The organism is Mycobacterium sp. SMC-19, assembly GCF_045310815.1.
In the GTDB taxonomy this organism is placed as follows: domain Bacteria; phylum Actinomycetota; class Actinomycetes; order Mycobacteriales; family Mycobacteriaceae; genus Mycobacterium.
The window spans coordinates 59,333-83,052 of the sequence record NZ_JBJIAM010000012.1 but is presented as its reverse complement, the minus strand read 5'-3'; the positions used below and the strand labels follow the sequence as shown (position 1 = coordinate 83,052).

Here is a 23,720-nt window from a genome sequence, read left to right as displayed (position 1 = left end):
GCTACGGCCCCTGATCGTCACGGTAGGGAATCGCCAGTGGATTCGATTGTCCGAACCGCCCCGGATTCAGACACGGGCTGGGGAACTGGCCGACGGTACGGCCCCACTGCAGTTCCAACGCGGTGAGGTTGCACTCAAATCGGGTGCCGGTGAAAATCGCTGCATCGATTCGGCTGAGCGTGAGGTCGATGATCGCCGTAAGGTTCGCCGAATCCCCCCGCTGCCATTTTTCGATGGTGGCAGTCGGAAACGGATAGGTCGAGATCAGCCCGAGAGAACGGGTGAGGCTCGGTCCGGCGTTGGCCAGCGACTCCAAAACCGGCCCGATGTCGGCCAGCTCCTTGACCAGGTTGTCTTTGGACGCGTTGACGGTGTCACCGGTCAACGCACTGAACCTACCGAGCTGGTCGGTAGCCTCGACGAGGTTGACGCGTTCGTCATTGAGCACCTTGAGCGCATCGGGGATGACCTTGACCGCCCGCGCCAACACGGGTTCCTGGGCGGCAAACTTTCCCAGCAGCCGGTTGAGACTGTCGCTGGCCGCGATCACGTCGCCGGTCTGCCCTTGCAGGTTCGCGGAGAACACCTCAAGCTGCTCGATCAGGCTGCGCAGGTCATCTTCCCGGCCCTGGAATGCCGTGCTGAGCGCCTCGGTGATGTCATGAGCATGAGCCAGCCCTCCGCCGTTGAGAACCAGCGCCACCGAAGCCAAAGTCTGCTCCGGCGTCGGGAAGGAACCCGTGTGAGCCAACGGGATGACCGAGCCGTTGCCGAGCCTGCCTTGTGCCTGCTCCGTCGTCGGCGGCGCCAGCTCGATGTGCAGCGCGCCCAGCAACGTGGCTTGACCGATCTTGGCGGTCGCGTTGGCCGGTAGCTCGACATTGCCATTCACCCGTAGGGTCAGCAAAGCGTGCCAGCCGTGCAGTTTGATCTTGCTTACGTGGCCGACTGTCACGTCCGCGACGCGTACCCGCGCGTTGGGTTGCAGGTTCCTGACATCGTCCATCTCAACGTGCACCAGGATCGACGCCGCGCCTTTTCCTTCAGTGCCCGGCAGCGGAAGTGAGTTCAGCCCACGCCACCCGCAGCTCGACATCACCGCCGCAACGCCAACCGCCATCAGGATCACCGCGAGGCGGCGCTGCCAACCGAGTCTCATCGTCCATCTCCGTTGCGGGGCACCATCATGCCGGGCAAGCCTTCCGCGGGGTCGGTGGCCGTTGGCGCGCCTGCGTCCGATGCTGCGGTCGTCTCGGCCGCGGGCGGCCAGCCTGACCCCGGAGCGATGGTGGGCGGCACGAAGTCGGGCCGCATCCAGTCCTCGCTGTAGGTGACCTCATTGGGTCTGGCCTGTGCGCCGTTGAAAAAATTCTCCCCCAACGGCGGGAAGTTGTACTGCCGATTCTTCAAGATCGGCGCCAGATACTGTGCGCACAGTTTCGCCGATCCTTCGGCTCCCATCCGCGAAGCGGCTTGGACCGCGCCGCACAGAAAGGCGACCGGGTTGGCGAAGTTGTTGAGTAGCAGCTCTCCGGTCAGCGAACCGTTCGCGGGTTCGTAGATGTTGTTGAAGTTCGCCATCGCGTTGGGCAAGACGTGCAGTAGCTGCTTGAGATCGTCGAGACTGCCGACCACCGCGTTGCTGACCGATGTCGCCTTGTCCGATGTGGTTCCGAGCGCCTCACGGTTGTCGGCAACGAAGCTGCGTAGGTCGCCGACCACCGCGTTAAGATCCTCGGCCGCTCGACCGACCTTGTCGGGGTCGTCAGCCAGCACCGCCGACACAGCAGCCAAGTTGCGGTTCAGCTTCTCCAGCAGACCACCACTGTCGTGCAATGCCGACACCAACGTCGACAGGTTCCTCACCGTGCCGAAGATGTCGTTGCTGTGATCGCTAAGCACGGATACCGTCTGCGACAGCTTAATCACGGTGTCGCGGATGTTGATGCCCTCGCCGCGCAGGTTGTCCTCTGCAGTGTCAATCAGCGCCCCCAACGTACTGACCCCACCCGGCGTGGTCGGCTTGAGCGCATCGGTGAGCCGTCGGAGTTGGGTCCGCAAATCGTCCCACTCGACCGGAACCACGGTGCGGTCAAGCGGGATCACCGCGCCATCGCGCATCACCGGACCTCCGGTGTATGCCGGGGTCAGCTGGATTGCCCGACTGGTCACCAGCTGCGGGGACAGGATCACGGCCTTGGCGCCGGCGGGAACTCTGTGCTTGCGGTCGAGCCAGAACGAAATCTTGACCCGCTCCGGCTCCGGCTCGATCTTTTCGATCTTGCCCACCCGCACTCCAAGCACCCGGACATCGTCACCAACGAAAAGACCGGTGCTGTTCTCGAAGTAGCCGACCACCCTGGTTCGGGCGAACCCATCGATCGCTCGGTAGGCCATCACAACCCCGGCAATGAGCGCCACCGCCAGTGTTGCCGCCACGACGGTGCGCGTCGTCGTGACATGTCGCAGGCGCGCCATCATGATCGGCCCTCCTCCCCGCCGGCAGCCGGCACCTCGCCCGGTGCAGGCACGTAGGTATAGCCGGGCTTCGGCTGCGGACGGGATTCCATCCCGGGTGGTGCTGCTGCGGGCGGGCCCGGCGGTGCGCCGCCGGGCGGCGGGGCTGGCGGTTCTTCCCGGTACGGGTAGCGGCCCGGGGCCTGCGCGGGCAGGTTGGGATCAGAATTGCCGCTGATGGCATCGGGCAGGTTTAGCCGTGGTTCACCGCCCTGCCCTGTCCGTGGGTACGGCATCGGCAATGGTGGCGTCCCCGGCTGCCCGGTCTGCGGGTCGGTCAACTGCGACGGGAGCAATGTGGCCGGGTCCACTCCCAGATCGGAGAAGGCGGCATCGACGAATGGTTGGACAAACTGACCAGGCAACAGATTTGACACATACGCCTTGAAGAACGGTCCCGAGGCGACCGTCTCACCAAGCCCCATGGCGTAGGTGGACAGACCCTTGATCGCCTCCTGGACGCGATCCTTGCGGTTGTCGAGAATCGCCAACACCCCGTCGAGCTTGTCGAGCATAGGTCGCAGCTGTTGGCGGTTCTCTGCGATGAACGCCTTCAGCTGCCGCGACAGCACCGAGATGTGGGTCGTGATCTGGCCCAACGCCACGCTCTCCGTACGCAATTGAGCCAGCAGCGCATTCGTGTCGGTGACCAAGGCAACCACCCGGTCGGTGCGCTTGGCCAACACGCCCGTTGCCTTGGCGGCATTGTCGAGCAGGCTCCGTAGTTGCGTGTCGCGGTCGTTAAGTATCTGGGTGAATCGCGATACCCCTAGTACTGCTTTCCTCAGCTCCGGGCCCGTGTTGGAGAAGGTCTGCGCCAGTGTGGCAAGCGCGTCGGAGAGGTCTCCGGTGTCCAAGGCGCTGATCTTGGCAGTCAAATCGCCTAGCGCGTCGGGCAATTGGTAGGGCGACACGGTCCGCTCAATCGGGATCGGCCCGTCCAGGTGTCCGTCACCGCCGGGCACCACGTCGAGGTTCTTGGTGCCGAACAGGCTCTTGGTCTTGATCCCTGCCGTGGTCTGCGAGCCCAGGCGCACGTTGCTACGTACGTTGAACTTCACCAGCACCTTCGGGCCGTCGAGTTCGATGCTGGAGACTTTGCCGACCGGATACCCGGATATCTCGACGCCGGCACCGGTGAACAGTCCACCGGCGTCGCTGAAATAGGCCGAGTATTCCTTGCCGTGCAGGAACGGCATGCTCTGGTTCCCCAGTGCCAGGGCCACGATCACCCCTATGACCGCGACCCCGACGACACCCAGTCGTACGGGATTGCGTTCGGAGAACGGCCGCATCTCCGCCAACGACTTTCGGACTCTCGCCAGGGACCTGATTCTCATTTCGGTGTACACCGCCCCGAACTCTGACCGGCCAACTTGACGTACACCGGATCCCCACCCTTGCCATTCAGCTTGAGCAGCACATCACAGAAGTAGAAGCTGAAGTAGTCGCCGTAGATCGCCTGCCGGTTCAACGCGCGGTACTTGTCCGGCAGGACGTTGAGCAGGTCATCGAAGTACTCATGATCGAGCAGCACCGTCGCCGCGGTGCGGTCGGCCTCGTGCACCACCTTCTGAAGCGGTTCCCGAGCCCGGCTCAACAGATCGGCAACCGAACTGGTTGCACCGTTGATGTGTGCGACGGCCTTGACGACATCCATCTTGCGCGCGGCCAATCCGTTCATCAGCTCCGACAGCGAAAATACTGCCTTATCCAACTGGTCGCTCTGCCCTCCGAGGGTCCCCAACACCACGTCGAGGTTGGCCACGAGCTCGCCGACCAACAGGTCCCGGTCTGCCAGCGAGTTGGTCACTGCGGCGGCCTGGCTCAAGAACAACCCGATCGTGTCACCCTGGCCCTGAAACGCGGACATCAACTGAGAACTCAACGCGTTGATCTCTGCCGAGTCCACCCCTTGGAGAAGCGGCCGAAAGCCGCCGGTCACCGAGTCCAGGTCCAGCGCAGGTTTCGTGCGAGCCACCGGGATCGTCTGACCCGGCTTCATGGCGCCTGCGCCAACAGTTCCTTCGTCTAGAGCCAGGTACCGACCGCCGATCAAGTCGTCGTATCTGATCTCGGCTCTGGTTGCTTCGGTCAAGGTCACCGACGGATCGACGGAGAACCTGACGCGCACTGTCGCATCGGGGTTGATGGTGATTCCCTGGACCTTCCCGGACTCCACCCCGGCGATTCGGACGAAGTTGCCGTTCTTCAGGCCGGACGCATTGATGAACTCGGCGACGTAGCTGGTGCCGCCGCCGGGCCGGAACTGTCCAAAGACCGCTAGCAACGCCAAAGTTCCTAGCACGCAAACGATCACGAAGACACTCACGCGAAAAAATATGCTTGCCAATCTATTTCTCACAGGAACTTCCTTGCTCGACATCCAGGTTGCCTGCCCACGGATTGATTTCGGATGATCACGGCGGCGGTACACCCGGGAACAGTGGCGCCCCGCCTGGGCCGTACATCGGCGCACCGTAGGGCGGTGCTCCCGGGTAGGGCTCCGGTCCGGGCGCAGGCCCGGGAAGGCACTTTCGAATGCTGGGCGCCACCGGATACCCGCGGGTCACCGGGAAGAAGTCAGCCCAACAAGGACTTCCGATACCGGGGTTGGGCCGGATGTCGAGGCCAGTGCCCCAGCCGGTGTCGGTGACCAGTTGGCGCACCGGGAAGTTCGCTCGGGGGTCCGGCAGCGACCCGCATCCCGGCTTTCCGCCGGGGCCACCCTTGGCTGCGACAACGGGCAGGTTGTCGGGGTAGGCATACGGGTCATTGCCCAGCTGCAACGCGACGTCCAAGATCAGCGATTTTCCGTTGGCGTCAAAGACTGAGGGGACGGCCTCGTCGAGAAACCCCGTTGCGCCCTGCAACGTGCAGGTGTACTCGGGCTCGTACTTGAGCAGCAGGCTCGTCGTCGGCTCCAGATTGTTGACAGACGTGATCAGGTCGCCTTGACTCTGCGCGAGCAGTTCGGTGCTGGCTGTCGCGAATCCGACGGCCTTCAACAACACCTCATCGAGTGCCGCTGAATGGTTGACGACGGTCTCGCCAGTGGTGCTGGCGGTGTCGAGAATCCGCAGGATGTCCGCTGCGGCCGTGTTGTAGGTGTCGCCGAATCGCTCGACCGATTGCAGGACGGATCTGATGGTCTCGTGACGCGCATTCAGGGCCAGTAGAACCTGGTTGAAGTCCGTGATGGCCTGACCGATCCGCTCGCCCCGCCCGCGCACTCCGTCGGCCACCGCCGTCAACACCGAGTTCAGCTTGGCCGGATCAACTACCTCAAGGAGGTCGACGACGTTCTCGAAGACCGTATTGACCTCAGAAGTGACGTTGCCGGCTGCCAGCACCGCACCGGCGGCGAGCCGGCGGGAACTAGGGTTCGCCGGTGGTGTCAGTTCGACGAACTTGGCCCCGAACGCGGTCGTTACCTTGATCTTTGCCTCGACGTTGGCCGGGATGTAGGGAATTTGGCCCGGATCAATCTCAAGGGTGAGCGCAGCGCGGCCGTCGCGACCCTCGATATCGGCGACCCGGCCGACGTCGACGCCACGCATCTTGACCTTAGCGTCGATCTCCATTACCAAGCCGGAGCGGTCAGACGCCAGCGTCACCGGAACATACGATCTGAACGTGCCCCGAAAGGCCGCAGTGGTCGCGAAGACGAAAGTTCCGACGGTCGCGATCAGAATGATCGTCCAGCACCATCGCGGGATCCAGTTCAGGATGAGTCCGTGTCTATCGTCCATAGCTAGCCGGCCAGGTGGATGTTGCCGTCCGTGCCGTAGACGGCAAGGATCATGAGAACGATTGCGAGCGACGCGACAGCCATGGAGGTCCGCACCGCCACGCCTACTGCCTCGCCCACACCCGACGGGCCACCCGCGGCCGTATAGCCGTGGTAGGTGTGGATCAGCATGATCACGAGGGTGATGGCCGCGATAATGCCCAGCGACCAGAACAGATCGGCAGGATGCAGGAACAGGTCGAAGTAGTGGTCGTAAACGCCGCCACTTTGACCGTAGATGTAGACGGTGCTGAGGCGGGCGGCCCCGTAGGCGGTGATCATCCCAATGCACCAGATCGGAACGACCGAGATGAGTCCACCAATGACCCTGGTGCTGGCCAGGTAGGTGATGGTGCGTATGCCCATCACCTCCAGCGCGTCGACCTCCTCGTTGATCCGCATCGCACCGATTTCTGCGGTCGTGGCGGCACCGATCGTGGCTGCCAATGCGACCGTGATCGTCCCCTGTTGGATCACCCGAGGATTGAAGAACGCCGATGCCGCACCCGTGAGGGCCTCCGTGCCGATGGCCTGGAATTGGTTGTACCCTTGCACTCCCACCAACATGCCGGTGGTCGCCGTCAATGACCCGACGATCACGACTGATCCACCGATCGCTGCCAGCAGCCCTATTCCCAGCCCGAGCTGAGCGACTTGGCGCAGCACCTCCGTCCGATACTTGACGATGGCTTCGGGTATGCAGGCGAGCGTTGTGGCATAGAAGTGCATCCGCTCGCCGGCCCTGCTCCACTTTCGTAGCAACAGGTTTGCGGTGCGCACGATCACGGCGCGTTGCAGCATCACGGGCAGCGTCTTGGGTAACGTCGGCGTCATCAGTTCACCTCAGTTGATCGTGAATTGGACACCGATGGCGGTCATCAGGATATTGATCGTGAACAAGGTAATGAAGCAGAAGACCACGGTCTCGTTCACGGCGATGCCGACTCCAGCTGGCCCTCCCCTGACCGAGATGCCCTTGTAGCAGGCGATCAGCCCGCTACACAGCCCGAAAAGTGTTGCCTTGATGAGGGTGACCACCACATCTCCGAGCCCGGTTAGCAGCGTCAGGCCCGAGACAAAGGCTCCCGTGGACACATGAAGGAAGTAGACGCAGAGCACGAACGCACCCGTCAGGCCCACGATCACCACCTGCGAGACGATCAGCACCGAGACAAGCGTCGCGGCGAGCACCCGCGGGACTATCAGTGCGCGGATCGGATCGATGCCCATCACGCGCTGCGCGTCGAGTTCTTCGCGGATGGTCCGGGCACCGAGGTCCGCGCACATCGCGGTGGCACCGGCACCGGACACCACGATCACGGTCGCCAGCGGGGCGATCTGAGTCACGGCGAAAAAGGCGGAGCCGGTTCCTGAAAAGTCTTGAGCCCCGAACTGGCTCAGCAGGATATTGAAGAGGAATCCACTGATCACGGCATAGGGCAGCGCCAACAGGATCGCCGGTACGATCGACACCCGCGCCACAAACCATGTCTGGGTTAAGAACTCCTCCCACGCGAACGGCGGCCTGAACATGGCGACGAAGGTATCCAACGACATGCCCACCAAGCCGCCGATGCCGCCGAAGAGCGTCCGGAACGGCTTGGCAAGTTGGCTTCCCGGCCATCTGACAGGCACACCGGCGCACGGCATCAACCGGTCGCCGAGCGGTTGCTGCGCCTCTGGATCCGGCTGGTCATCAGCCAGCGACGCCTCAAGGGCCGCCGTCGAAGCCTCGTCGTGGTTCACCGACATAACCGACAGCTAACCAAGCGCGCAGGACGATCACTACCCCTCAACGGGGTCTCTACGTCCCCCATTCAGGGCATTTTTGCAACCGGTCGGTAGAAGCTGCTGGACGGGCGCGGCGGAACCCCCGCACGCTTATCCGAGGAGGTCGACTCAATTCGACCAGATCAGCACGGAGCAACGCCGTAGTGCCGAATTCCGTTACCCTGCACTATCACTAGGAGATCGCCTGCCATGACCGACTACAAATTGTTCCGCTGCGTGCAATGCGGATTCGAGTATGACGAGGCGCTGGGTTGGCCTGATGACGGCATCGCGCCGGGCACGCGGTGGGAAGACATCCCCGAGGACTGGTGTTGCCCGAACTGCGGCGCGGCCAAATCTGACTTCGAGATGGTGGAGGTAGCTCACGGCTGAGCCCAAGTCTGCTACCAGACCAACTCCCTTGCGCCCACGGCCAATAGCTCCCCCAAAGTGGGCAGCCAGAGACCACCTTGTGATGACGCGAAGTCGGCGGGATCGCCGCAAACTTGAAACATCGAACTCAAAGCGCCCCGGACGGCCGGACCCAACCGCAGCCAGACGGCGAACGATTGGAAGGAAGAGCAAGCCGTGACGACCACACAGGTTACTGATTCAGCCCTGGTACCCGACGAGATCGCGAATCAAATCGTGCTGCCCGAGGGGCACGTCGACGAGGACGCGTTGTACGCCGCGTACAAGTGGGTACGCAACAACGCGCCTGTCGGTCGCGCAATCGTCGAAGGCTATGAGCCACTGTGGTTGATCAGCAAGCACGCCGACATCATGGAGGTCGAACGTCAGCCGGAGATCTTCGCTGCCGGCGGCACCAACCATTGCGTACTGCAGACCCAGGCCGGCGACGAGTTCACCAAGCACCTGTTGGGCGGACATTTGCGGGTCATGGATGCGCTGCCCTACCTCGATCCGCCCGAGCACACCGACGTGAAGAACATCGCGATCGATTGGTTCCGGCCGACGAACCTCAAAAAATGGGAGGGTCAAATCCGCGACCTCGCCAAGGAGGCAGTCGATCACCTAGCCGCTGGCGGTGACCGAGAAATCGATGTCGTCAGCGACTTCGCGCTGGCCTATCCGCTGCACGTGATGATGACGCTGTTTGGGGTACCACCCGAAGAGGAGCCCAGGATGATGGCGCTGACGCAGGACTTTTTCGGAACTAACGACCCCGACACGCACCGCGACGACGTAGACACCGTGTCCCCCGAAGCCGCCGCCAAGCAGTGGACGTTGGCGGTGGCCGATTTCAACGCCTATTTTGACACACTCGTCGAGGACCGGCGTGCCAATCCGCGTGACGATCTCGCTACCCTGATTGCGACCGCCAAAGACGCCAACGGCGAGTATTTTCCGAAGAGCTACAGCTACGGATGGTTCATCGCGGTCGCAACCGCTGGACATGACACCACGTCAACCACGATCTCGACGATCTTGCTGGAATGCGCGAAGCAGCCCGACCTGCTTAGCCGGGTGCAGGCCGATCTGTCGTTGGTGCCGGATTTGGTCAATGAAGGGGTCCGCTGGGCTTCTGCGGTGAAGCACTTCACCCGCCGGGCGCTCGCCGACTACACGCTGCGCGGGCAACAGATCAAGGCCGGCGACCGACTGATGGTGCTCTTTCAATCGGGCAGTCGAGACGAAGAAGTCTTTGACCGGCCAGAAGAATTCGTCATCGATCGGAGACCGAACAAGCACATCGCGTTCGGTTACGGACCGCACATGTGCCTCGGCATGTTCGTGGCCAAGACCGAAATGAGAGTGCTGCTCGAAGAACTGCTGCCGCGGCTAAAGAGCATCGAACTGGCCGGGGAAACGAAGGTGGCGCAAACGAACTTCGTCGGCGGTATCCGTACGCTGCCGGCGCGGTTGACGTTCTCGAACTCATAGTCCACAACGGAGATCTGGTGCCCAGCATCACCTTTCTACTCTCTGGCGGAGACGAGGCTGTTATCGACGCTCCCGTCGGGGGCTCCGTGATGGATGCCGCCGTGCGCAACAACGTGCCAGGCATCGTCGCCGAATGTGGCGGCTCGTGTTCATGTTGTACATGTCATGTACACATCGACAAGGAATGGTACGGGGTTTTCGGCGAACCCTCCGATGAAGAGCGGGAGTTGCTTGAGTTCGCCGACAACTACAGCGAATACTCCCGGCTGTCTTGTCAATTGGTGGTGACGAGCCGCTGCGATGGCCTGCGACTGAGAGTGCCTGACAGCGCGGGGTAACCACCGTTCGATCTGGGCGCCGCCCAGCTGACTCACCGTCCTGACCCAGCAGCACCGCCGGGTCACGGTGGCCCCCACGAGGCATGCCGAGCCGTTCCGGCATCCGCTGAGAAACCCGCCGTGCGCCGATGCATGGAACTACTCGGCCACCTGAGTTCCGGTTCATTCACCGTGTCAACAGTGCGATAGAGAACTGAGGTATCTGCTGACCGCCTCGGCCCGGCTACTGGCGTCAAGTTTCCGCATAATGTGTCTGACGTGGGATTTCACCGTATTTTGGGTGACGAAAAGCTCCGCAGCGATTTTGGCATTGGTATTGCCGACAGACAGCAAGTCGAGTACTTGACGCTCCCGGTGGGTCAACTGGGCCAGCTGATGTGCGCGGACGTCCTGCACAACCGCATCACCGACGCGTCCGTACGGTTCCAGCATTTCGGACATTGAAAAGATGTCACCGGTGTGTTGACGCGCGAGCTCCCTCATCACCTGTAGCCGCCCCAACAGGAGGTTGCGTTCGAAAATTACGCCAATTCCTTCGGCAAACGTTCCGATCAGATCGCGGTCGCTCGGGGACACGCCGCCGGGTTTTGCGGGGGTGTCCGCATGGAGCAACGCAACGGGCTGTTGCCATATGTACACTGGCGCCGCGACGTACGAATTGGATTTGCTTATCGCGGCAAGCTCGGCATGGACGCGCGGGTCCTTCTGCGGCCGCTGAATGAGGATCGGCGTATGGTCGCGCACCATGGCCGATTCGGGCAGTGGATAGTCGAGTTGGCGTGGATACGCCCGGCCGATGCGCACCAATGCCTCCACCATGCCGGCATCGTCGGGGACGTACGCGGATTGCACCCACCACACATTGTCGCGAATGCTTGAGAAGAGAGTTCGGCCGAACCCTGCGCGATGCAATTCGGCTGGGATGTGTTCGGCAAGTTGGGAGTTGTTGTGCATACCCCGAAGCCGGGAGAGACTGTCGGCAGCCATAGTCGGTGCCGCAGGTGCTGTCAGCCAAAGCGACTCGGCATCGGTCGCCGCGCCATCATGGAGTCCTGACACAGGAAAAGGCTATCTGTCCGACTACACGCCGCGCATCTCCCGACAGGGGTAATTGCGCAACCTGCGGTCCCGCGCAAATGTGGCTTGGCCAGAAACTACAGCGAACCGCTCCGCAGCTCCGAGCGATTCGCACGTGCGCGATGAAACCTTGTCACAGCCTCAGTTCGGTTCTTCGCACCAATTTTTCGCAGGATCCTCTTGACATGGGATTTGACCGTGCCTTCGGTAACGAAGAGACAGGCCGCGATCTGTGCGTTGGTCTTGCCCGTAGCCAGTGCGCGCAGCACCTCGAATTCACGAGCCGTGAGCTCACCAAGCGCTTCAATTCCGGCGAGGCGCCCGCTGGGTGGCGGCGTCGAGAATTCCGATTCGATCAGTCGCTCCGCATCCGGTGGCGCCGTCCCGGCGAGACCCATGACATCGATCGTGAAATCGTCGGCGAGCGCATTCGCGGTGCGCAGATAGTCACCGGCCGCCTGTCGCATCGTCCGCAACCGGTCAAGCATCGAATTGCGTTCGAAGGCGGTTCCCAGCCCTTCTGCGAAGATGCCGAGCACATCACAATCGAATTCGTGCACTCCATAGTCACCTGTGTGACGATCGGCATGCAAGAGCCCGACCGCCTGACCCCAACTGTAGACGGGCGCGGCCACGTAGCCGGCACTTCTGGTTACTTCGTTCAGCTCGGGATACACTCGAGGGTCGGCGGCCGCGTTATGAACGAGAATGGGAGTCCCCCGACGCACCATTTCGCACTCCGGCAACGCGCTCGTGAGCCGGCGAGGATTGGACAGGCCCGCGGCCACCATCGTGTGCGCCAGTTCGTCGTCCTCGCCAGCAAACGCGGAACGGGCGAACCATACCCCGCTTTCGATTCGCGAGAACAACACTCTGGTGAAGCCTATGTCATAGGCCTCCACTGGAGCGCGCTCGACCAAGGCCGTTAAGGTCCGCGCGTCACGCAGTCGGTGCAGTGCATTGCACGCGGCGCGAACCTGTTTGCCGTGGCGCACCACAAACATGTCTTTGATTGCCACCTGGACTTGCTGCGCACGCAGGACCAACGCCGAGGTCTGCAGGTAGGCCGACGACAAGGGTGAATCCACCATCCGGTCAAGGCGCGCCGCCAGCGCCGCTCGCGTCGCCGATAATGCGGTGTCCGCGGCACCCAAATCGTGATCCGAATAGCAGTCGCAGCTGCCACCGTCCCCAATGAGCTGGTTTGCTTGATCAATGATCGCCTGTGCCTGCGCGATGCACTGTGCAGCGGTTCCGATCTGCGCCACCTTCACACTCACCCCCGAATCCTCCGATTTTGCCTGGTCACCGATACCTGCGTTGCCCTGCGGGGCTCAGTATGTGACCGAGGCCACGCTTGTGCAAGTGATTGCCCCTCGTATACCTCTTTCGAGGTACAGCTGACTCGACAGGGCAGGTGAGCGCCTTGCACCGCTGAGCGATTCGGTGACGTGATTCGACCGATTGGGGCCTTGCCTCGCCCGTTCAAAATCTATCGTCTGGCTGTTGTGGCCGACATCGCCGACAGGCGTCCCCGGCGGGTTTGCCGGCGGCGCGGTGGCGTCTGTCCTCTCGGTCGGCCTGGGCGATCTCCCATTCGCAGGAAATACCTCCCCCGACTGGGCTTTCCGCTCGCCACGTGGCCTGCCGCCACGCTACCGTCTGCGTTGAATGATCCGTCCTGCCCGGTGATCGAATCCCCATTCATCGGTAGCTGTCCGACTACCGTAACCATGCTGAGGGAGCACCAATGATGACTTCCGCCCGCAACGAACAGGCGTCGCAGCTTTCGACCCGCTTCCTCGACGTGGCCGGCCATCGCCTACGGGTCGCAGTGCGCGAAGGCGATGGCCGACGCCCGCCGCTGTTGCTGTTCAACGGCCTGGGAGCGAGCCTGGAGGCTCTGCAGCCCTTCGTCGACGCCCTGCAGCCCGAGACCGGTGTGGTGCTATTTGACATCCCGGGTGTCGGCCAGTCCGACACCCCACTGCTGCCTTATCGACTGTGGAAGGTGGCACGGCTGACCAGCCACCTCCTCGACGTGCTGCAGCTGGGCGAAGTCGATGTGCTCGGCATCTCGTGGGGAGGTGCGCTCGCCCAGCAGTTTGCGTTCCAATGCCGGCGGCGATGCCGCAAACTGATCCTGGTGAGCACAATGCCCGGCGTGGGCGTACCCGGCGGGCCACGGGTGTTTCTGGAAATGCTGAGCCAGCGCCGCTTCAGCAACGTCGAGCATGCGCGTCAAGTTGCACCTAAAATTTATGGCGGCAAAGCTGCACTGCCAAACGCGACTATTCCTCCCTTCTTTGAGCACTTGCAAAGTCCCGGCCGCGGCGTGTTCTACCAGCAGCTGGCCATGCTGGGCTGGACAAGCGTTCCCTTCGCCCGGCTAATCCGACAGCCAACCCTGATCCTCACTGGTGACGACGATCGGATCATTCCCCCGGTGAATGGCAGCATCATGCGCGCGCTCATGCCGCACGCAGAGCTGCACATCTTTCACGATGGCCATCTGGGCTTGCTAACAAGCGCCGACGAAATCGCGCCGATCGTCGAAAGTTTCACTAGCCGCACCTAGGGTGATCCCCGCGACTCGACCCGTCAAGGTGTTAACGGAGCTCGATTGAGGCGTTTGACAGCACAACCGAGCCCCGCTCCTTGGACAGCGCTTCAAACAACACGGCCGCTTTCTCACGCCACATCCGAACGGTGATCACTTCGCCGGGGAACACCACTCCGGCGAACCGGGCGCGGTAACGTGCGCCGCGCTCGACTTCCCCGCCAAGTACGTTGTCCACCACCGCTTTGCAGACCATCCCGTAGCTGCACAGGCCGTGCAGGATCGGCCGGTCGAAGCCGCCTCGGCGGGCGAACTCGGGGTCGACGTGGATCGGGTTCATATCACCAGAGAGGCGATAGAGCAGCGCCTGTTGCGGCAGAGTCGGGCAGTCAACCACGACGTCGGGGACGCGATCCGGTGGCTCCGGCGGCGCCGCCGCTGGTGGTCGCCGACCATCGGCGTCGTCAAATCCTCCCTCACCGCGAATGAACGCGCTGAATCGGTTGGTGACCAGCGGCTTGTCACTGCGGGCGTAGCGCGTGACTGTTTCGAGCACCACCAGCGCCGCCTTGCCCTTGTCCGATACCTCGCAAACGTTTGCCGACGTTCGAACGTCACCATTGGCCGGGAGAACGTCGTGCAGGTGCAGATCCTGTTCGCCGTGCGGAATCTGGCTCAGCTCGACATCCATGCCCGAGAGCCGCAGCATGTCTTGCAACATCGAGAAGGCCGGGATCACCCCGAATGACGGCAGAACTCGCAGACCTTCTTCGTAGACATATTTGAGTTCGGCCGGATCGGTCGTGGCTGCACCCGCGCCGATGCCGAGGTGATAGAGGATCACCTCCGAGGGACTCCAGGAGCTGGCTCGGTCGTCGAGCCGTGCGCCAAGGACTGAATGGATGTCTATCGGTATGGGTTTGGGCCCTCGCTCCCGGTCAGATCGTCGCCCCAGCGAGTTGGATCACCGCAGCACATAGCGCCCCGGCGCAGAATCGAGCGGGGTGAAGGCGGCGTTGCCGAGCCCGTCCGGGGCTTTGACCACACCACCTGATCGCTCGATCAGCCACGGCGCCCAGTCAAGCCACCAGGTGCCCTTGTGTAGCTGGGCCGATTGCAGCCAATCTTCCGGGGTCGGACACGACTCGTCGCCGATGCGGTAGGTCGATTTTGGGTTCCCCGGAGGGTGGAAGACCGCAGCCATGTGCCCGCTGGTGGACAACACGAAACGGGTCTTGCCCCCCAATACGGCAACACTGCGATAACAACTTGGCCAGGGCGTGAGGTGATCGGTTTCACCGCCGACGACGTAGGCGTCGCAGGTGATTTGGGACAGATCAATCGGCGTGCCGAGGATCGTCAGGGCTCCGGGTTTCGCCAACGGGCTGGACAGCGTGATGTCCATCAGGTCGGCATGCAGGCCAGCCGGCATGTTCATCGAGTCCTGATTCCAGAACAACAGGTCGAACGCCGGGGGCTGGTTGCCCAGGTAGTAGTCATTGATGAAGTTGTTCCAGATCATGTCGTTGGGTCGCAGCCAGGCGAACGTGCGCCCCAACTCGGTGCCGGCGAGATAACCCTTGCGCCTGACCTTGGCCTTGGCGACTTTAGCGATATCGGGTGAGGCCATGCTGAGAACGGGAACGCCGGCGCCGGGGTCAATCACCGTGACCATCAGGCTCAGACTCGCGACCGCATCGATGCGACCTAACGCGGCCAAATGGCCGATAGCAATGGAACTCGCGATTCCGCCGGCGCAGAATCCCACCACGTGAACCGCGTCGGCTCCGGTGATTTCGCGCGCCGTATCGATCGCCTTCACAATGGATTCGAGGTAGCCGTCAAGGTGCCAATCGGCATTGTCGCGGGTCGGGTTGGCCCACGACACCGCGAACTGCTGCAGCCCCTGGCCGCCAAGAAACTCCACCATGCTTTTACCCGGCGAAAGGTCGACGATATAGAACTTGCTGATCATCGGAGGGACCAGCAGCACCGGAATCTCGCGCACTTTCTCGGCGCGAGGCTGGTATTGGATGAGTTCGAAGCGGTCCTCGCGGCGCACTACCGCACCGGGTGATACGGCGAGTGATTCCCCGACTTTGAAGGCCGTGGGGTCGACGTTGGCAGGTAGCTTGGCCGGCGACCGTGCATCTCGCACCGCGGCCCGTGCCCCTGCGACGAAGTTGGATCCTCCTCGGTCGATCGTGGTCTTCCAGACGGTCGGATTGGTGAGCGGGAAGTTTGTGGGGGCCAGCGCATCGATCACGTTGTCGACCACCATGCGCAGGCGTTGCCGGTCGGCCGGCTGCAGAGGGGGCTCGTCGGCCAGCGCGCGGGCATAGTCGCTGATGCTGAGGTAGCTTTGGCAGATCCGCCGGAACAGCCAGCTTTGCGTCCAGGCCGGATCCCGGAATCGTGAATCACGCCTCGTCGGTTGCCGCTCGGACCGCCCAGCAATCACTCGACCGAGGTCGGCTGCCATACCCGCGGTGTGGCCCAAGACTCGACGGGGCCGTCGTGCCAGCATCCCGGCGGCCTTGAGGAACTCCGATCCCGGAATGAACCTGTTCTGAGGGCTGGCAGCCAGAACCATTAGCTGATCCAGGCCGACGTTCTGAACCTGCCCGTCGGCGTCGGTGATCTCCAGCTGCGCTGCCGTGGGCTGCTCAAGCGTCGCCGCCTCGCTGCCGACGGACTCCATTGATCGGGGATCTGCTTTGCCTGGCCCGCTTTTCGCCCTCGGTGCCTCTGGTGCGTCCATATCCACACGCTATTGACCTACCGCGACTTAGACGACCTCCCTTTCGTGGGAATGGTCTGCCTCGACGGAGGTCTTCTATGCGACCAAGCGGCCCTCCCCGCGCCCGGCACCAAAAATTTGCCCGCTGCCGACGCGTTCGCCCCGAGAGTTGGCGCGAGGGCCATCAGCGCCCGGAATAGCCTGCAGAATAGCCGATTACACGCGTCCGCGTCCGCGAGCGCGACCGCTGGCCAGCGGTCATGGTTCCAACCAGGTAGTCCGACGCGAGAATGTCGCGCTGCGACTCTCCCCTCCGGGATACGAACACCTCACTTACGGGTACTGACCCCTTCGGTCAAACAGTGATTCCATGATTTTGGATCGGAGTCGCGTACCGGCGGCCGCCGATTCGTGCGCCATGTAAACACAGCACACCGCCATGCGGCGCTCACAGCAAGGAGTTAGCACATGACAGCCGTAGACGTCCGGCATCACCTGATGCGGATCGGCGGTAAGGAGCTCGACTCCGCACAGCGCATGTCCATCATCAACCCCTGCGATGGGTCCCTGGTCGCTACGGTCGCCCAAGGTGATGCCAGCGACATCGACGCCGCGGTCGCAGCCGCGAAGGCCAGCTTCGAGAGCGGAGTGTGGTCGGCACTGGAACCCCGGGAGCGGGCGTCGATCATGCGGCGCATCACCAAAGCGGCCAACGACGCAGCCGACGAACTCGTGGAGTTGGAGATGTCGGCTAACGGCGCGACCATTCGGCAGGCGACCGGCTTTCACATCGGCTACTCTCTGGCACACTTCGGTTACTTCGCCGACCTCGCCGAATCTTACGAGTGGCAACAGGCCACCCCGGTGTCGGACTTCCCGGCGCTGAGCCAAAGTGTGGTGCATCGGGAGCCCATCGGCGTGGTGGGCGCCATCGCCCCGTGGAACTTTCCGCTGCTGTTGACACTGTGGAAGGTCGGGCCCGCGCTGGCCTCGGGGAACAGCGTTGTCGTCAAGCCCGACGAGCATACGCCGCTCTCGATCCTCGCGTTCGCCAGGATCGCCGAGGCGAACGGTCTTCCGTCCGGCGTGCTGAACGTCGTGCCCGGCACCGGCACCGAGGCGGGCGCTCGGCTGGCCAGCCATCCCGACGTTGGCAAGATCGGCTTCACCGGTTCGACGCAGGTCGGCCGCGAGATCATGCGGTTGGCGTCGGACACCGTGAAACAGATCACCCTGGAGTTGGGAGGCAAAGGACCCTCGATTGTCCTCGATGACGCCGACCTCGACATGACGGTCGACGGGGTTCTGTTCGGTTGCTTTGTCTATTCCGGCCAGGTGTGCGTGTCCGGAACGCGGGCTCTAGTGCCCGCGCGGATGCACGACGAGTTCGTCCGGCGGTTGGTGGCGAGGGCAAGCACCCTGGTGCTCGGCGACACCCGCGACTGGGACACCGACATGGGGCCGGTGATCGACGCCAGACAGCAGGAACAGTGCCTGGAGCATATTCGTCGGGCCCAGGATGACGGCGCCACTCTCGAAATCGGGGGTGGTGTGCCCGAGGGACCCCAGTTCGAGCGCGGGTTCTGGGTGGCACCCACCATCTTGTCCGGTGTGCGTAATGATATGCCGATCGCCCGTCAGGAAGTGTTCGGCCCGGTCCTGGTGGTGATTGCCTACGACGACGACGAAGAGGCGTTGGCGATCGCCAACGACAGCGACTACGGTCTGGCCGCCAGCATCTGGTCGACCGACAACGCTCGTGCGCTCAGTATGGCCGCCCGGGTCCAATGCGGCAGCGTGTGGATCAACGATGCACACCAGATCAATTGCCAGGTGCCCTTCGGGGGCTACAAGCAAAGCGGGCTCGGTCGCGAACTGGGGCCCAATGCTATGGATTACTACACCCAGGTCAAGACCGTACAGCTGGATCTATCCAGCGGCCGCTTCGCCAAGCCGTTCGGAATCCTCCTCGGCCATGCCGATTGAGATGTCATCGCCGCGGCCTGTCCGACGATCCTATCCGCTCCGATGAGCTGGCGTTGTTCAGGAGTCGCGCTGGCCGCGCTTCACAGCGCTATCCCGTAGTTCACGTTTGAGGACCTTGCCGGTCGGGGTGCGCGGGAGTGCATCGATGAACTCCACTGAGCGCGGCGCCTTGTAACCTGCGATCGACGTTTTCACGTGGTCTCGAAGCTCGTCCGCCGCGACGCCCGCGCCATCGTGCAGTACGACCACCGCATGCACCCGCTCGCCCCATTGATCGTCCGGTAGCCCGATCACCGCACAGTCTCGAACCGCGGGATGCGCACTGAGAGCGTTCTCCACCTCGATGGAGTACACATTCTCGCCGCCGGTGATGATCATGTCCTTCATCCGGTCGACCACGTAGAGGTAGCCTCCAGCGTCCATGTACCCAACGTCCCCGGTGCGCATCCAGCCGTCGACGATGGCCGCCGCGGTCTGATCCGGGCAATTCCAGTAGCCCTGCATGACGTTCCCGCCGCGCACCGCGACTTCACCCACTGCGCCGCGCTCGGCTTCCTCTGCCCCGGCGTCGATGACGCGTACTTCGGTGTGCGGCAACGGACGTCCAGCCGACTTGAATCGTCCGGCACGGTGATCACCGGGCAGCAGCAGCGTCGCCAGGCCCGCCAGTTCGGTCATCCCGTACGCCTGGGTGAACCCCGCTGAAGGAAACGTTTCCACAGCGCGGACCAGCAGTTCCTCGGCGATGGGTGAAGCCCCATACAGGATGCTTTCGACACTGCTGACATCGCGGGCCTTGGTCTCCGGGTTATCGACGATGGCCTGGATCATCGCGGGTACCAACGTGATCCCGGTGATCCGGTGACGTTCGATGACGTCGAGAACGACCTCTACATCGAATGCCGGCAGCACCACGTGGGTACCGCCAAGAAGCGTCTGCACGCTGCCACCGATGAAGTCGGCCAGGTGAAACATCGGCGCCACATGCAGATACACCCCGCCGGCTCGGAACAGTCCGCAGGCGGCCGCCCCAAGCGTTGATGCCACAACATTGCCGTGGCTGAGCATCACCCCCCGAGGAAACCCGGTGGTGCCACCCGTGTAGAACAACCCGGCGAGCGCATCGTGGCCGCGACGCACGTCCGGCACCGCCGGGTACCCGGCAGCGAGCGCTTCGTAACAGAGCATGCCGGCAGGGGTCGGACCGTCGCCGCAATAGATCACCGTGCGCAAATCGCGATAGCCTTCGCGCAATGCCGGAACGATCGGTGCGAACTTGTCATCCACAATCAGCACGCTGCTCTGACAGTCGGCAAGCGAGTATGCGATCTCTTGGACACCCCACCGGGTGTTGACCGGGTTGAGTACCGCATCCGCCCAAGGCACGGCAAGTAGCGACTCGAGGTAGTTGTCCGAGTTCAGCGCCAAGATCGCCACCCGATCACCGGGCTGAACCCCCTGGTCTTTCAAGGCGCCGGCGAGCCGCGCCACTCGATCGGCAACCTCCCGGAACGACCGAGTCCGGGTGCCGCAGATGGTCATCGGGGCGTTCGGGGTTTGTTGGACCGATCGATGAAAACCTTGCGTCAAATACATTCCCTACTCCGCTCTCATCCGAACGCGGTCTCGCTCACGCAGTGACCGGCGAGGCCACTGGCCGGAAGCGGTCTCCGTGCACATCGGCAAGTTCTGAACATCTGGCCAAAAATCCCGTCCGCCCACCTTCGTAGTGCTCAACGAACCGCAGTGCGCCACCGAGCGCGGCGGGAAAGGCGATTCCGAGTACCGAAGCCACATTCGCCTCCGTGTCGGCGCGCACCACTCCTTCGGCTCGGGCGCGTACAGCTTCCAGCGACAGCCGGACCAGCAGACGGTCGGCAAGATCGGCTACATCGAGAATGGCGCCGGTGCTGCCGAAGGCATCCACCAGACCTGTCCACAGCGTGGCCCGTTTCCCGTTCCGATAGTCATAGAAGCCGACACCGGCCCCACGCCCGCCACGACCGAACTCGGCGCTCATCCGCCGCAGTACGTCGCCGATCGATGACGGATTGCGTTCACCATCGCCGATGATCTCCTCATCGATTCGGCCGAGCACCGGAATCGATAACTCGTCTACCAAAGCCAGCGGTCCGATCGGAAAGCCCGCCCGGCTGGCCGCTCGTTCGATGGATGCCGGCGGTATCCCCTCGGTCAGCATGGCCATGGCCTCATCGAGATACGCGTGCAAGATTCGGGTGGTGTAGAAGCCGGGCACGTCGCTGACGACCACCGATGTCTTGCCGAGTTGGCTGGCGAAGTCGATTGCCCTTTCCAGCGCATCCGCCGAGGTGCCTGCTGCCTCCACGATCTCCAATAGGTCCATTTTGTCCACCGGGGTGAAGAAGTGCATGCCCGCAAGATTCGCTCGATCGGGCACCGCATCACCCAGCTTGGAGATCGGCAAGGCCGATGAGTTCGATACCACCAGCGTGTCGGGTACGGCCCGGGAACAGACGGCGGCGAGCCGGCGGCACCTTTCAGCGGCATCACCGAACACCGACTCGACAATCACGTCCACCGCCGGGGCGGCATCGAGCCGGCAGGCGTTGACGCGCCCGGCATCGGCTTTCAGTTGCGCAGACACGGCGGCGGCAGCCGCCTCAGCGTCAGTGGTATGCGCGTCGGTGATCGTGGTGTCGATTCCGGCAGCAGCACAGGCTTGTGCGACGTCAATCGCAACGGGACCGGCACCGACCACCAACACCGATCGTGCCCGGAACACCTGTTGGCCTGCGGGACGGCGTCTCGACCGGCGCACCTGGCGAGGTTCGAAGAACGTCGATGCGATGATGTTCGTCGATACACTGCCAGCAATCAGCGCAGCGCATTGCCGGGATTCGAGCACCTGAGCACTGTCGAAGTCGAGCCGCGCGCCCTCCACTACCGTAGCCAGAATCGCCGCCGCCGACGAAGCGGGGGCACCCCGGCTCTTCCGGAGCAACCGTGCTGGAAGCAGCATCAAATCCGGCGCCATGGACGGGTCACCGGGAACGCCGCCGGGCAGCTCATAGCCTGGCCTGTCCCACGGCTGCATCGGATCCGGGGAGGCAGCGATCCACCGTTTCGCAGCCGCGAGCAGCTGCTCCGGCGAGTCCACGACCTGGTCGACGAGGCCCACCGTCAACGCCTGCCGTGGTCCGAAGCGCGTGGCAGGCAACAGGATCTCATCGAGCGCATACCGCACCCCGAACATCCGGACTGTGCGCACCGTTCCCCCGGCTCCCGGTAGCACACCCAACGTGGCCTCGGGTAGACCGACGAGGGCGCCGGGATCGTCGACGACGATCCGGTGATGGCACGCCAAGCTCAGCTCGCACCCACCCCCCAGCACCGCCCCGTTGATGGCGGCAACCACCGGCCGCCCAAGCAGCTCCAATCTACGCAAATTTGCCTTGAGGGTGTCCAACATCTGCGCCGCCCCGGCAATAGCATCAGGTCCCATCGTGGCGAACTGGCTCAGGTCTGCCCCGGCGAAGAAGGTCGACTTGGCGGAGGTGAGCACCACACCTGATATCGATTCGCGTTGAGCTTCCAAGCGGTCGAGAACCACTGGGAAGTCCTTCTGGAAACGCGAATTGACGGTGTTGGCCGCGCTGTCCGCGTCGTCCATGATGAGCACGACGACGCCGTCGTGGTCACACTGCCAGGAGAACATCGGGTGGTCGGTGGTGCTCATGGCGTCTCCGTTGGTATCGGATGCTGGATCAGTGGGTTGAGGTGGCGCTCAAAGGCGTTCGATCAATGTTGCGACACCCATCCCGGCGCCGATGCACAAGGTGACGACCGCCAGACGGCCGTCACGGCGTTCAAGCTCGTCGACGACGGTGCCGACCAACATCGCGCCGGTGGCACCGAGTGGATGTCCCATCGCGATTGCTCCGCCGTTGACATTCACATGGTCCTCATCGAGGCCGAGCTCTTTGACGTACTTCAGGACCACTGCAGCGAAAGCCTCGTTGACCTCGAAAACATCGATGTCGGCTACGCCGAGCCCGGCAGCGGCAAGCAGCTTGCGGGTCGCCGGAATCGGGCCGGTGAGCATGATCGTCGAATCAGCACCGGAGGTCGCGGTGGCAACGACACGTGCCCGCGGCGTCAGGCCGCAACGTTCGCCCGCTTCCCTACTGCCAACCAACACCAACGACGCTCCGTCGACGATGCCCGACGAGTTTCCCGCGTGGTGCACATGGTTGATCCGATCGATCCAGTGGTAGCGGTTGAGCGCGACCGCGTCGAAACCTTCCGCGCCGATTTTCTCAAACGCGGGCGTCAGCTGGCCCAACGCCTCGACAGTGGCCCCTGGGCGCATGTGCTCATCGTGATCCAGCAACACAAACCCAAAGTCATCAACCACCGGCACCACGGATTTCGCGAAATACCCACCCTCCCACGCCCTCGCCGCGCGCTGCTGAGAACGAACCGCGTACGCATCGACATCCTCGCGGGTGAATCCCTCGAGCGTGGCGATCAAATCGGCACTGATGCCCTGGGGCACATAGCCGGTCGCCATGCTGGTGGCCGGGTCCTCGAACCACGCACCGCCGTCGGACCCCATCGTCACCCGTGACATTGATTCCACCCCACCGGCGAGGATCAAGGAATCCCAGCCCGAACTCACCTTCTGCGCGGCGATGTTCACGGCCTCCAAACCCGATCCGCAGAACCTATTGATCTGGAGGCCGGCAACGGTGTCGGGTAGGCCGGCCACGAGGGCAGCAATACGCGGCAGCACCGACCCCTGCTCGCCGAGCGGGGAGACGATACCCAAAACGATGTCGTCGATGATCGCGGGGTCGAGTCCGGGATTGCGGCTCCGCATCGCCTTGATCAATCCCACCACCAGCGAGATCGGTTTCACCGCATGCAGGGATCCGCTCGCACGGCCCTTTCCGCGCGGGGTGCGGATAGCGTCGAAGATGTAGGCGGTGTGTCGCCCGTCGGCCACGATTAGTCCTCCGTCAGGATTGGATATTCTCTTGAGCTGGAACGAATGAG

Annotated in this window: 19 protein-coding genes; 5 read left to right on the top strand and 14 right to left on the bottom strand. The window is 63.1% G+C overall.

Annotation, left to right across the window (positions count from 1 at the left end):
- Position 1: 1 nt before the first annotated feature.
- Genes ACJH5R_RS20790 through ACJH5R_RS20760 form a run of 7 tightly spaced genes read right to left on the bottom strand, consistent with a single transcriptional unit; the run spans position 2 to position 7,957 of the window.
- Positions 2-1,159, bottom strand: a complete 1,158-nt coding sequence (locus ACJH5R_RS20790) for an MCE family protein (protein ID WP_406782781.1) — start codon at positions 1,157-1,159, stop codon at positions 2-4.
- Positions 1,156-2,481: an MCE family protein gene (locus ACJH5R_RS20785; RefSeq protein WP_406782780.1), complete on the bottom strand. Its 1,326-nt coding sequence runs from the start codon at positions 2,479-2,481 to the stop codon at positions 1,156-1,158. The genes ACJH5R_RS20790 and ACJH5R_RS20785 overlap by 4 nt, the downstream gene beginning before the upstream one ends.
- Entirely contained in the window at positions 2,478-3,812 is a 1,335-nt protein-coding gene (locus tag ACJH5R_RS20780; RefSeq protein ID WP_406782817.1) for an MCE family protein, read from the bottom strand. The genes ACJH5R_RS20785 and ACJH5R_RS20780 overlap by 4 nt, the downstream gene beginning before the upstream one ends.
- Before the next feature lie 41 nt (positions 3,813-3,853).
- Positions 3,854-4,903, bottom strand: a complete 1,050-nt coding sequence (locus tag ACJH5R_RS20775) for an MCE family protein (protein WP_406782816.1) — start codon at positions 4,901-4,903, stop codon at positions 3,854-3,856.
- Between the two features lie 34 nt (positions 4,904-4,937).
- Entirely contained in the window at positions 4,938-6,269 is a 1,332-nt protein-coding gene (locus tag ACJH5R_RS20770; RefSeq protein WP_406782779.1) for an MCE family protein, read from the bottom strand.
- A 2-nt stretch (positions 6,270-6,271) separates the two neighbouring features.
- On the bottom strand, positions 6,272-7,108 hold the full coding sequence (locus tag ACJH5R_RS20765; protein WP_406782778.1) for an ABC transporter permease: 837 nt from the start codon (positions 7,106-7,108) through the stop codon (positions 6,272-6,274).
- Between the two features lie 42 nt (positions 7,109-7,150).
- Positions 7,151-7,957 (bottom strand): MlaE family ABC transporter permease, encoded by an 807-nt coding sequence (locus ACJH5R_RS20760; protein ID WP_406782815.1) that lies wholly within the window; start codon positions 7,955-7,957, stop codon positions 7,151-7,153.
- A gap of 330 nt (positions 7,958-8,287) precedes the next feature.
- Between ACJH5R_RS20760 and ACJH5R_RS20755 the strand changes: the two genes are divergently transcribed.
- From ACJH5R_RS20755 to ACJH5R_RS20745, 3 genes are all read left to right on the top strand, one after another.
- Complete coding sequence (locus tag ACJH5R_RS20755; RefSeq protein WP_406782777.1) at positions 8,288-8,470, top strand: rubredoxin; 183 nt, start codon at positions 8,288-8,290, stop codon at positions 8,468-8,470.
- 195 nt (positions 8,471-8,665) lie between these two features.
- On the top strand, positions 8,666-9,982 hold the full coding sequence (locus ACJH5R_RS20750; RefSeq protein ID WP_406782776.1) for a cytochrome P450: 1,317 nt from the start codon (positions 8,666-8,668) through the stop codon (positions 9,980-9,982).
- A gap of 17 nt (positions 9,983-9,999) precedes the next feature.
- Positions 10,000-10,320: a 2Fe-2S iron-sulfur cluster-binding protein gene (locus tag ACJH5R_RS20745; RefSeq protein WP_406782775.1), complete on the top strand. Its 321-nt coding sequence runs from the start codon at positions 10,000-10,002 to the stop codon at positions 10,318-10,320.
- Between the two features lie 174 nt (positions 10,321-10,494).
- Here the strand turns inward: ACJH5R_RS20745 and ACJH5R_RS20740 are convergent, their stop codons facing one another.
- Positions 10,495-11,379: a LuxR C-terminal-related transcriptional regulator gene (locus ACJH5R_RS20740; protein WP_406782774.1), complete on the bottom strand. Its 885-nt coding sequence runs from the start codon at positions 11,377-11,379 to the stop codon at positions 10,495-10,497.
- A 95-nt stretch (positions 11,380-11,474) separates the two neighbouring features.
- Positions 11,475-12,677 carry a response regulator transcription factor gene (locus ACJH5R_RS20735; protein WP_406782773.1) on the bottom strand — a complete coding sequence of 401 codons (1,203 nt, stop codon included), beginning with the start codon at positions 12,675-12,677 and terminating at the stop codon, positions 11,475-11,477.
- A 470-nt stretch (positions 12,678-13,147) separates the two neighbouring features.
- Here ACJH5R_RS20735 and ACJH5R_RS20730 point away from each other — a divergent pair, with 470 nt between their 5' ends.
- Positions 13,148-13,975 (top strand): alpha/beta fold hydrolase, encoded by an 828-nt coding sequence (locus ACJH5R_RS20730; protein ID WP_406782772.1) that lies wholly within the window; start codon positions 13,148-13,150, stop codon positions 13,973-13,975.
- A 31-nt stretch (positions 13,976-14,006) separates the two neighbouring features.
- On the opposite strand, the gene ACJH5R_RS20725 is transcribed toward ACJH5R_RS20730, so the two are convergent.
- Together ACJH5R_RS20725 and ACJH5R_RS20720 are read right to left on the bottom strand one after the other, a co-directional pair.
- Positions 14,007-14,801 (bottom strand): MaoC/PaaZ C-terminal domain-containing protein, encoded by a 795-nt coding sequence (locus ACJH5R_RS20725; protein WP_406782771.1) that lies wholly within the window; start codon positions 14,799-14,801, stop codon positions 14,007-14,009.
- A gap of 120 nt (positions 14,802-14,921) precedes the next feature.
- Positions 14,922-16,658, bottom strand: coding sequence for a PHA/PHB synthase family protein (locus ACJH5R_RS20720; RefSeq protein ID WP_406782770.1), 1,737 nt, complete (start codon positions 16,656-16,658; stop codon positions 14,922-14,924).
- Between the two features lie 507 nt (positions 16,659-17,165).
- Here ACJH5R_RS20720 and ACJH5R_RS20715 point away from each other — a divergent pair.
- On the top strand, positions 17,166-18,683 hold the full coding sequence (locus tag ACJH5R_RS20715) for an aldehyde dehydrogenase family protein (RefSeq protein WP_406782769.1): 1,518 nt from the start codon (positions 17,166-17,168) through the stop codon (positions 18,681-18,683).
- Positions 18,684-18,740: 57 nt separating this feature from the next.
- Here ACJH5R_RS20715 and ACJH5R_RS20710 read toward each other — a convergent pair whose 3' ends face one another.
- Genes ACJH5R_RS20710 through ACJH5R_RS20700 form a run of 3 tightly spaced genes read right to left on the bottom strand, consistent with a single transcriptional unit; the run spans position 18,741 to position 23,670 of the window.
- The gene (locus ACJH5R_RS20710; protein WP_406782768.1) at positions 18,741-20,279 is read right to left on the bottom strand and encodes a long-chain-fatty-acid--CoA ligase; all 1,539 of its coding nucleotides are present in this window, start codon (positions 20,277-20,279) and stop codon (positions 18,741-18,743) included.
- 34 nt (positions 20,280-20,313) lie between these two features.
- A complete protein-coding gene (locus ACJH5R_RS20705) occupies positions 20,314-22,401 on the bottom strand; it encodes an enoyl-CoA hydratase-related protein (RefSeq protein WP_406782767.1) in 2,088 nt (695 codons plus the stop codon).
- A gap of 48 nt (positions 22,402-22,449) precedes the next feature.
- Positions 22,450-23,670, bottom strand: coding sequence for an acetyl-CoA C-acetyltransferase (locus ACJH5R_RS20700; RefSeq protein ID WP_406782766.1), 1,221 nt, complete (start codon positions 23,668-23,670; stop codon positions 22,450-22,452).
- Positions 23,671-23,720 lie beyond the last annotated feature (50 nt).

Coding starts and splice junctions, on each gene's coding strand:
- ACJH5R_RS20790 (WP_406782781.1), bottom strand. CDS start 1,159: ATGAGACTCGGTTGGCAGCGCCGCCTCGCGGTGATCCTGATGGCGGTT.
- ACJH5R_RS20770 (WP_406782779.1), bottom strand. CDS start 6,269: ATGGACGATAGACACGGACTCATCCTGAACTGGATCCCGCGATGGTGC.
- ACJH5R_RS20760 (WP_406782815.1), bottom strand. CDS start 7,957: ATGCCGTGCGCCGGTGTGCCTGTCAGATGGCCGGGAAGCCAACTTGCC.
- ACJH5R_RS20710 (WP_406782768.1), bottom strand. CDS start 20,279: ATGTATTTGACGCAAGGTTTTCATCGATCGGTCCAACAAACCCCGAAC.
- ACJH5R_RS20755 (WP_406782777.1), top strand. CDS start 8,288: ATGACCGACTACAAATTGTTCCGCTGCGTGCAATGCGGATTCGAGTAT.
- ACJH5R_RS20715 (WP_406782769.1), top strand. CDS start 17,166: ATGACAGCCGTAGACGTCCGGCATCACCTGATGCGGATCGGCGGTAAG.
- ACJH5R_RS20765 (WP_406782778.1), bottom strand. CDS start 7,108: ATGCTGCAACGCGCCGTGATCGTGCGCACCGCAAACCTGTTGCTACGA.
- ACJH5R_RS20720 (WP_406782770.1), bottom strand. CDS start 16,658: ATGGAGTCCGTCGGCAGCGAGGCGGCGACGCTTGAGCAGCCCACGGCA.
- ACJH5R_RS20780 (WP_406782817.1), bottom strand. CDS start 3,812: ATGCGGCCGTTCTCCGAACGCAATCCCGTACGACTGGGTGTCGTCGGG.
- ACJH5R_RS20785 (WP_406782780.1), bottom strand. CDS start 2,481: ATGATGGCGCGCCTGCGACATGTCACGACGACGCGCACCGTCGTGGCG.
- ACJH5R_RS20775 (WP_406782816.1), bottom strand. CDS start 4,903: ATGTCGAGCAAGGAAGTTCCTGTGAGAAATAGATTGGCAAGCATATTT.
- ACJH5R_RS20705 (WP_406782767.1), bottom strand. CDS start 22,401: ATGAGCACCACCGACCACCCGATGTTCTCCTGGCAGTGTGACCACGAC.
- ACJH5R_RS20730 (WP_406782772.1), top strand. CDS start 13,148: ATGATGACTTCCGCCCGCAACGAACAGGCGTCGCAGCTTTCGACCCGC.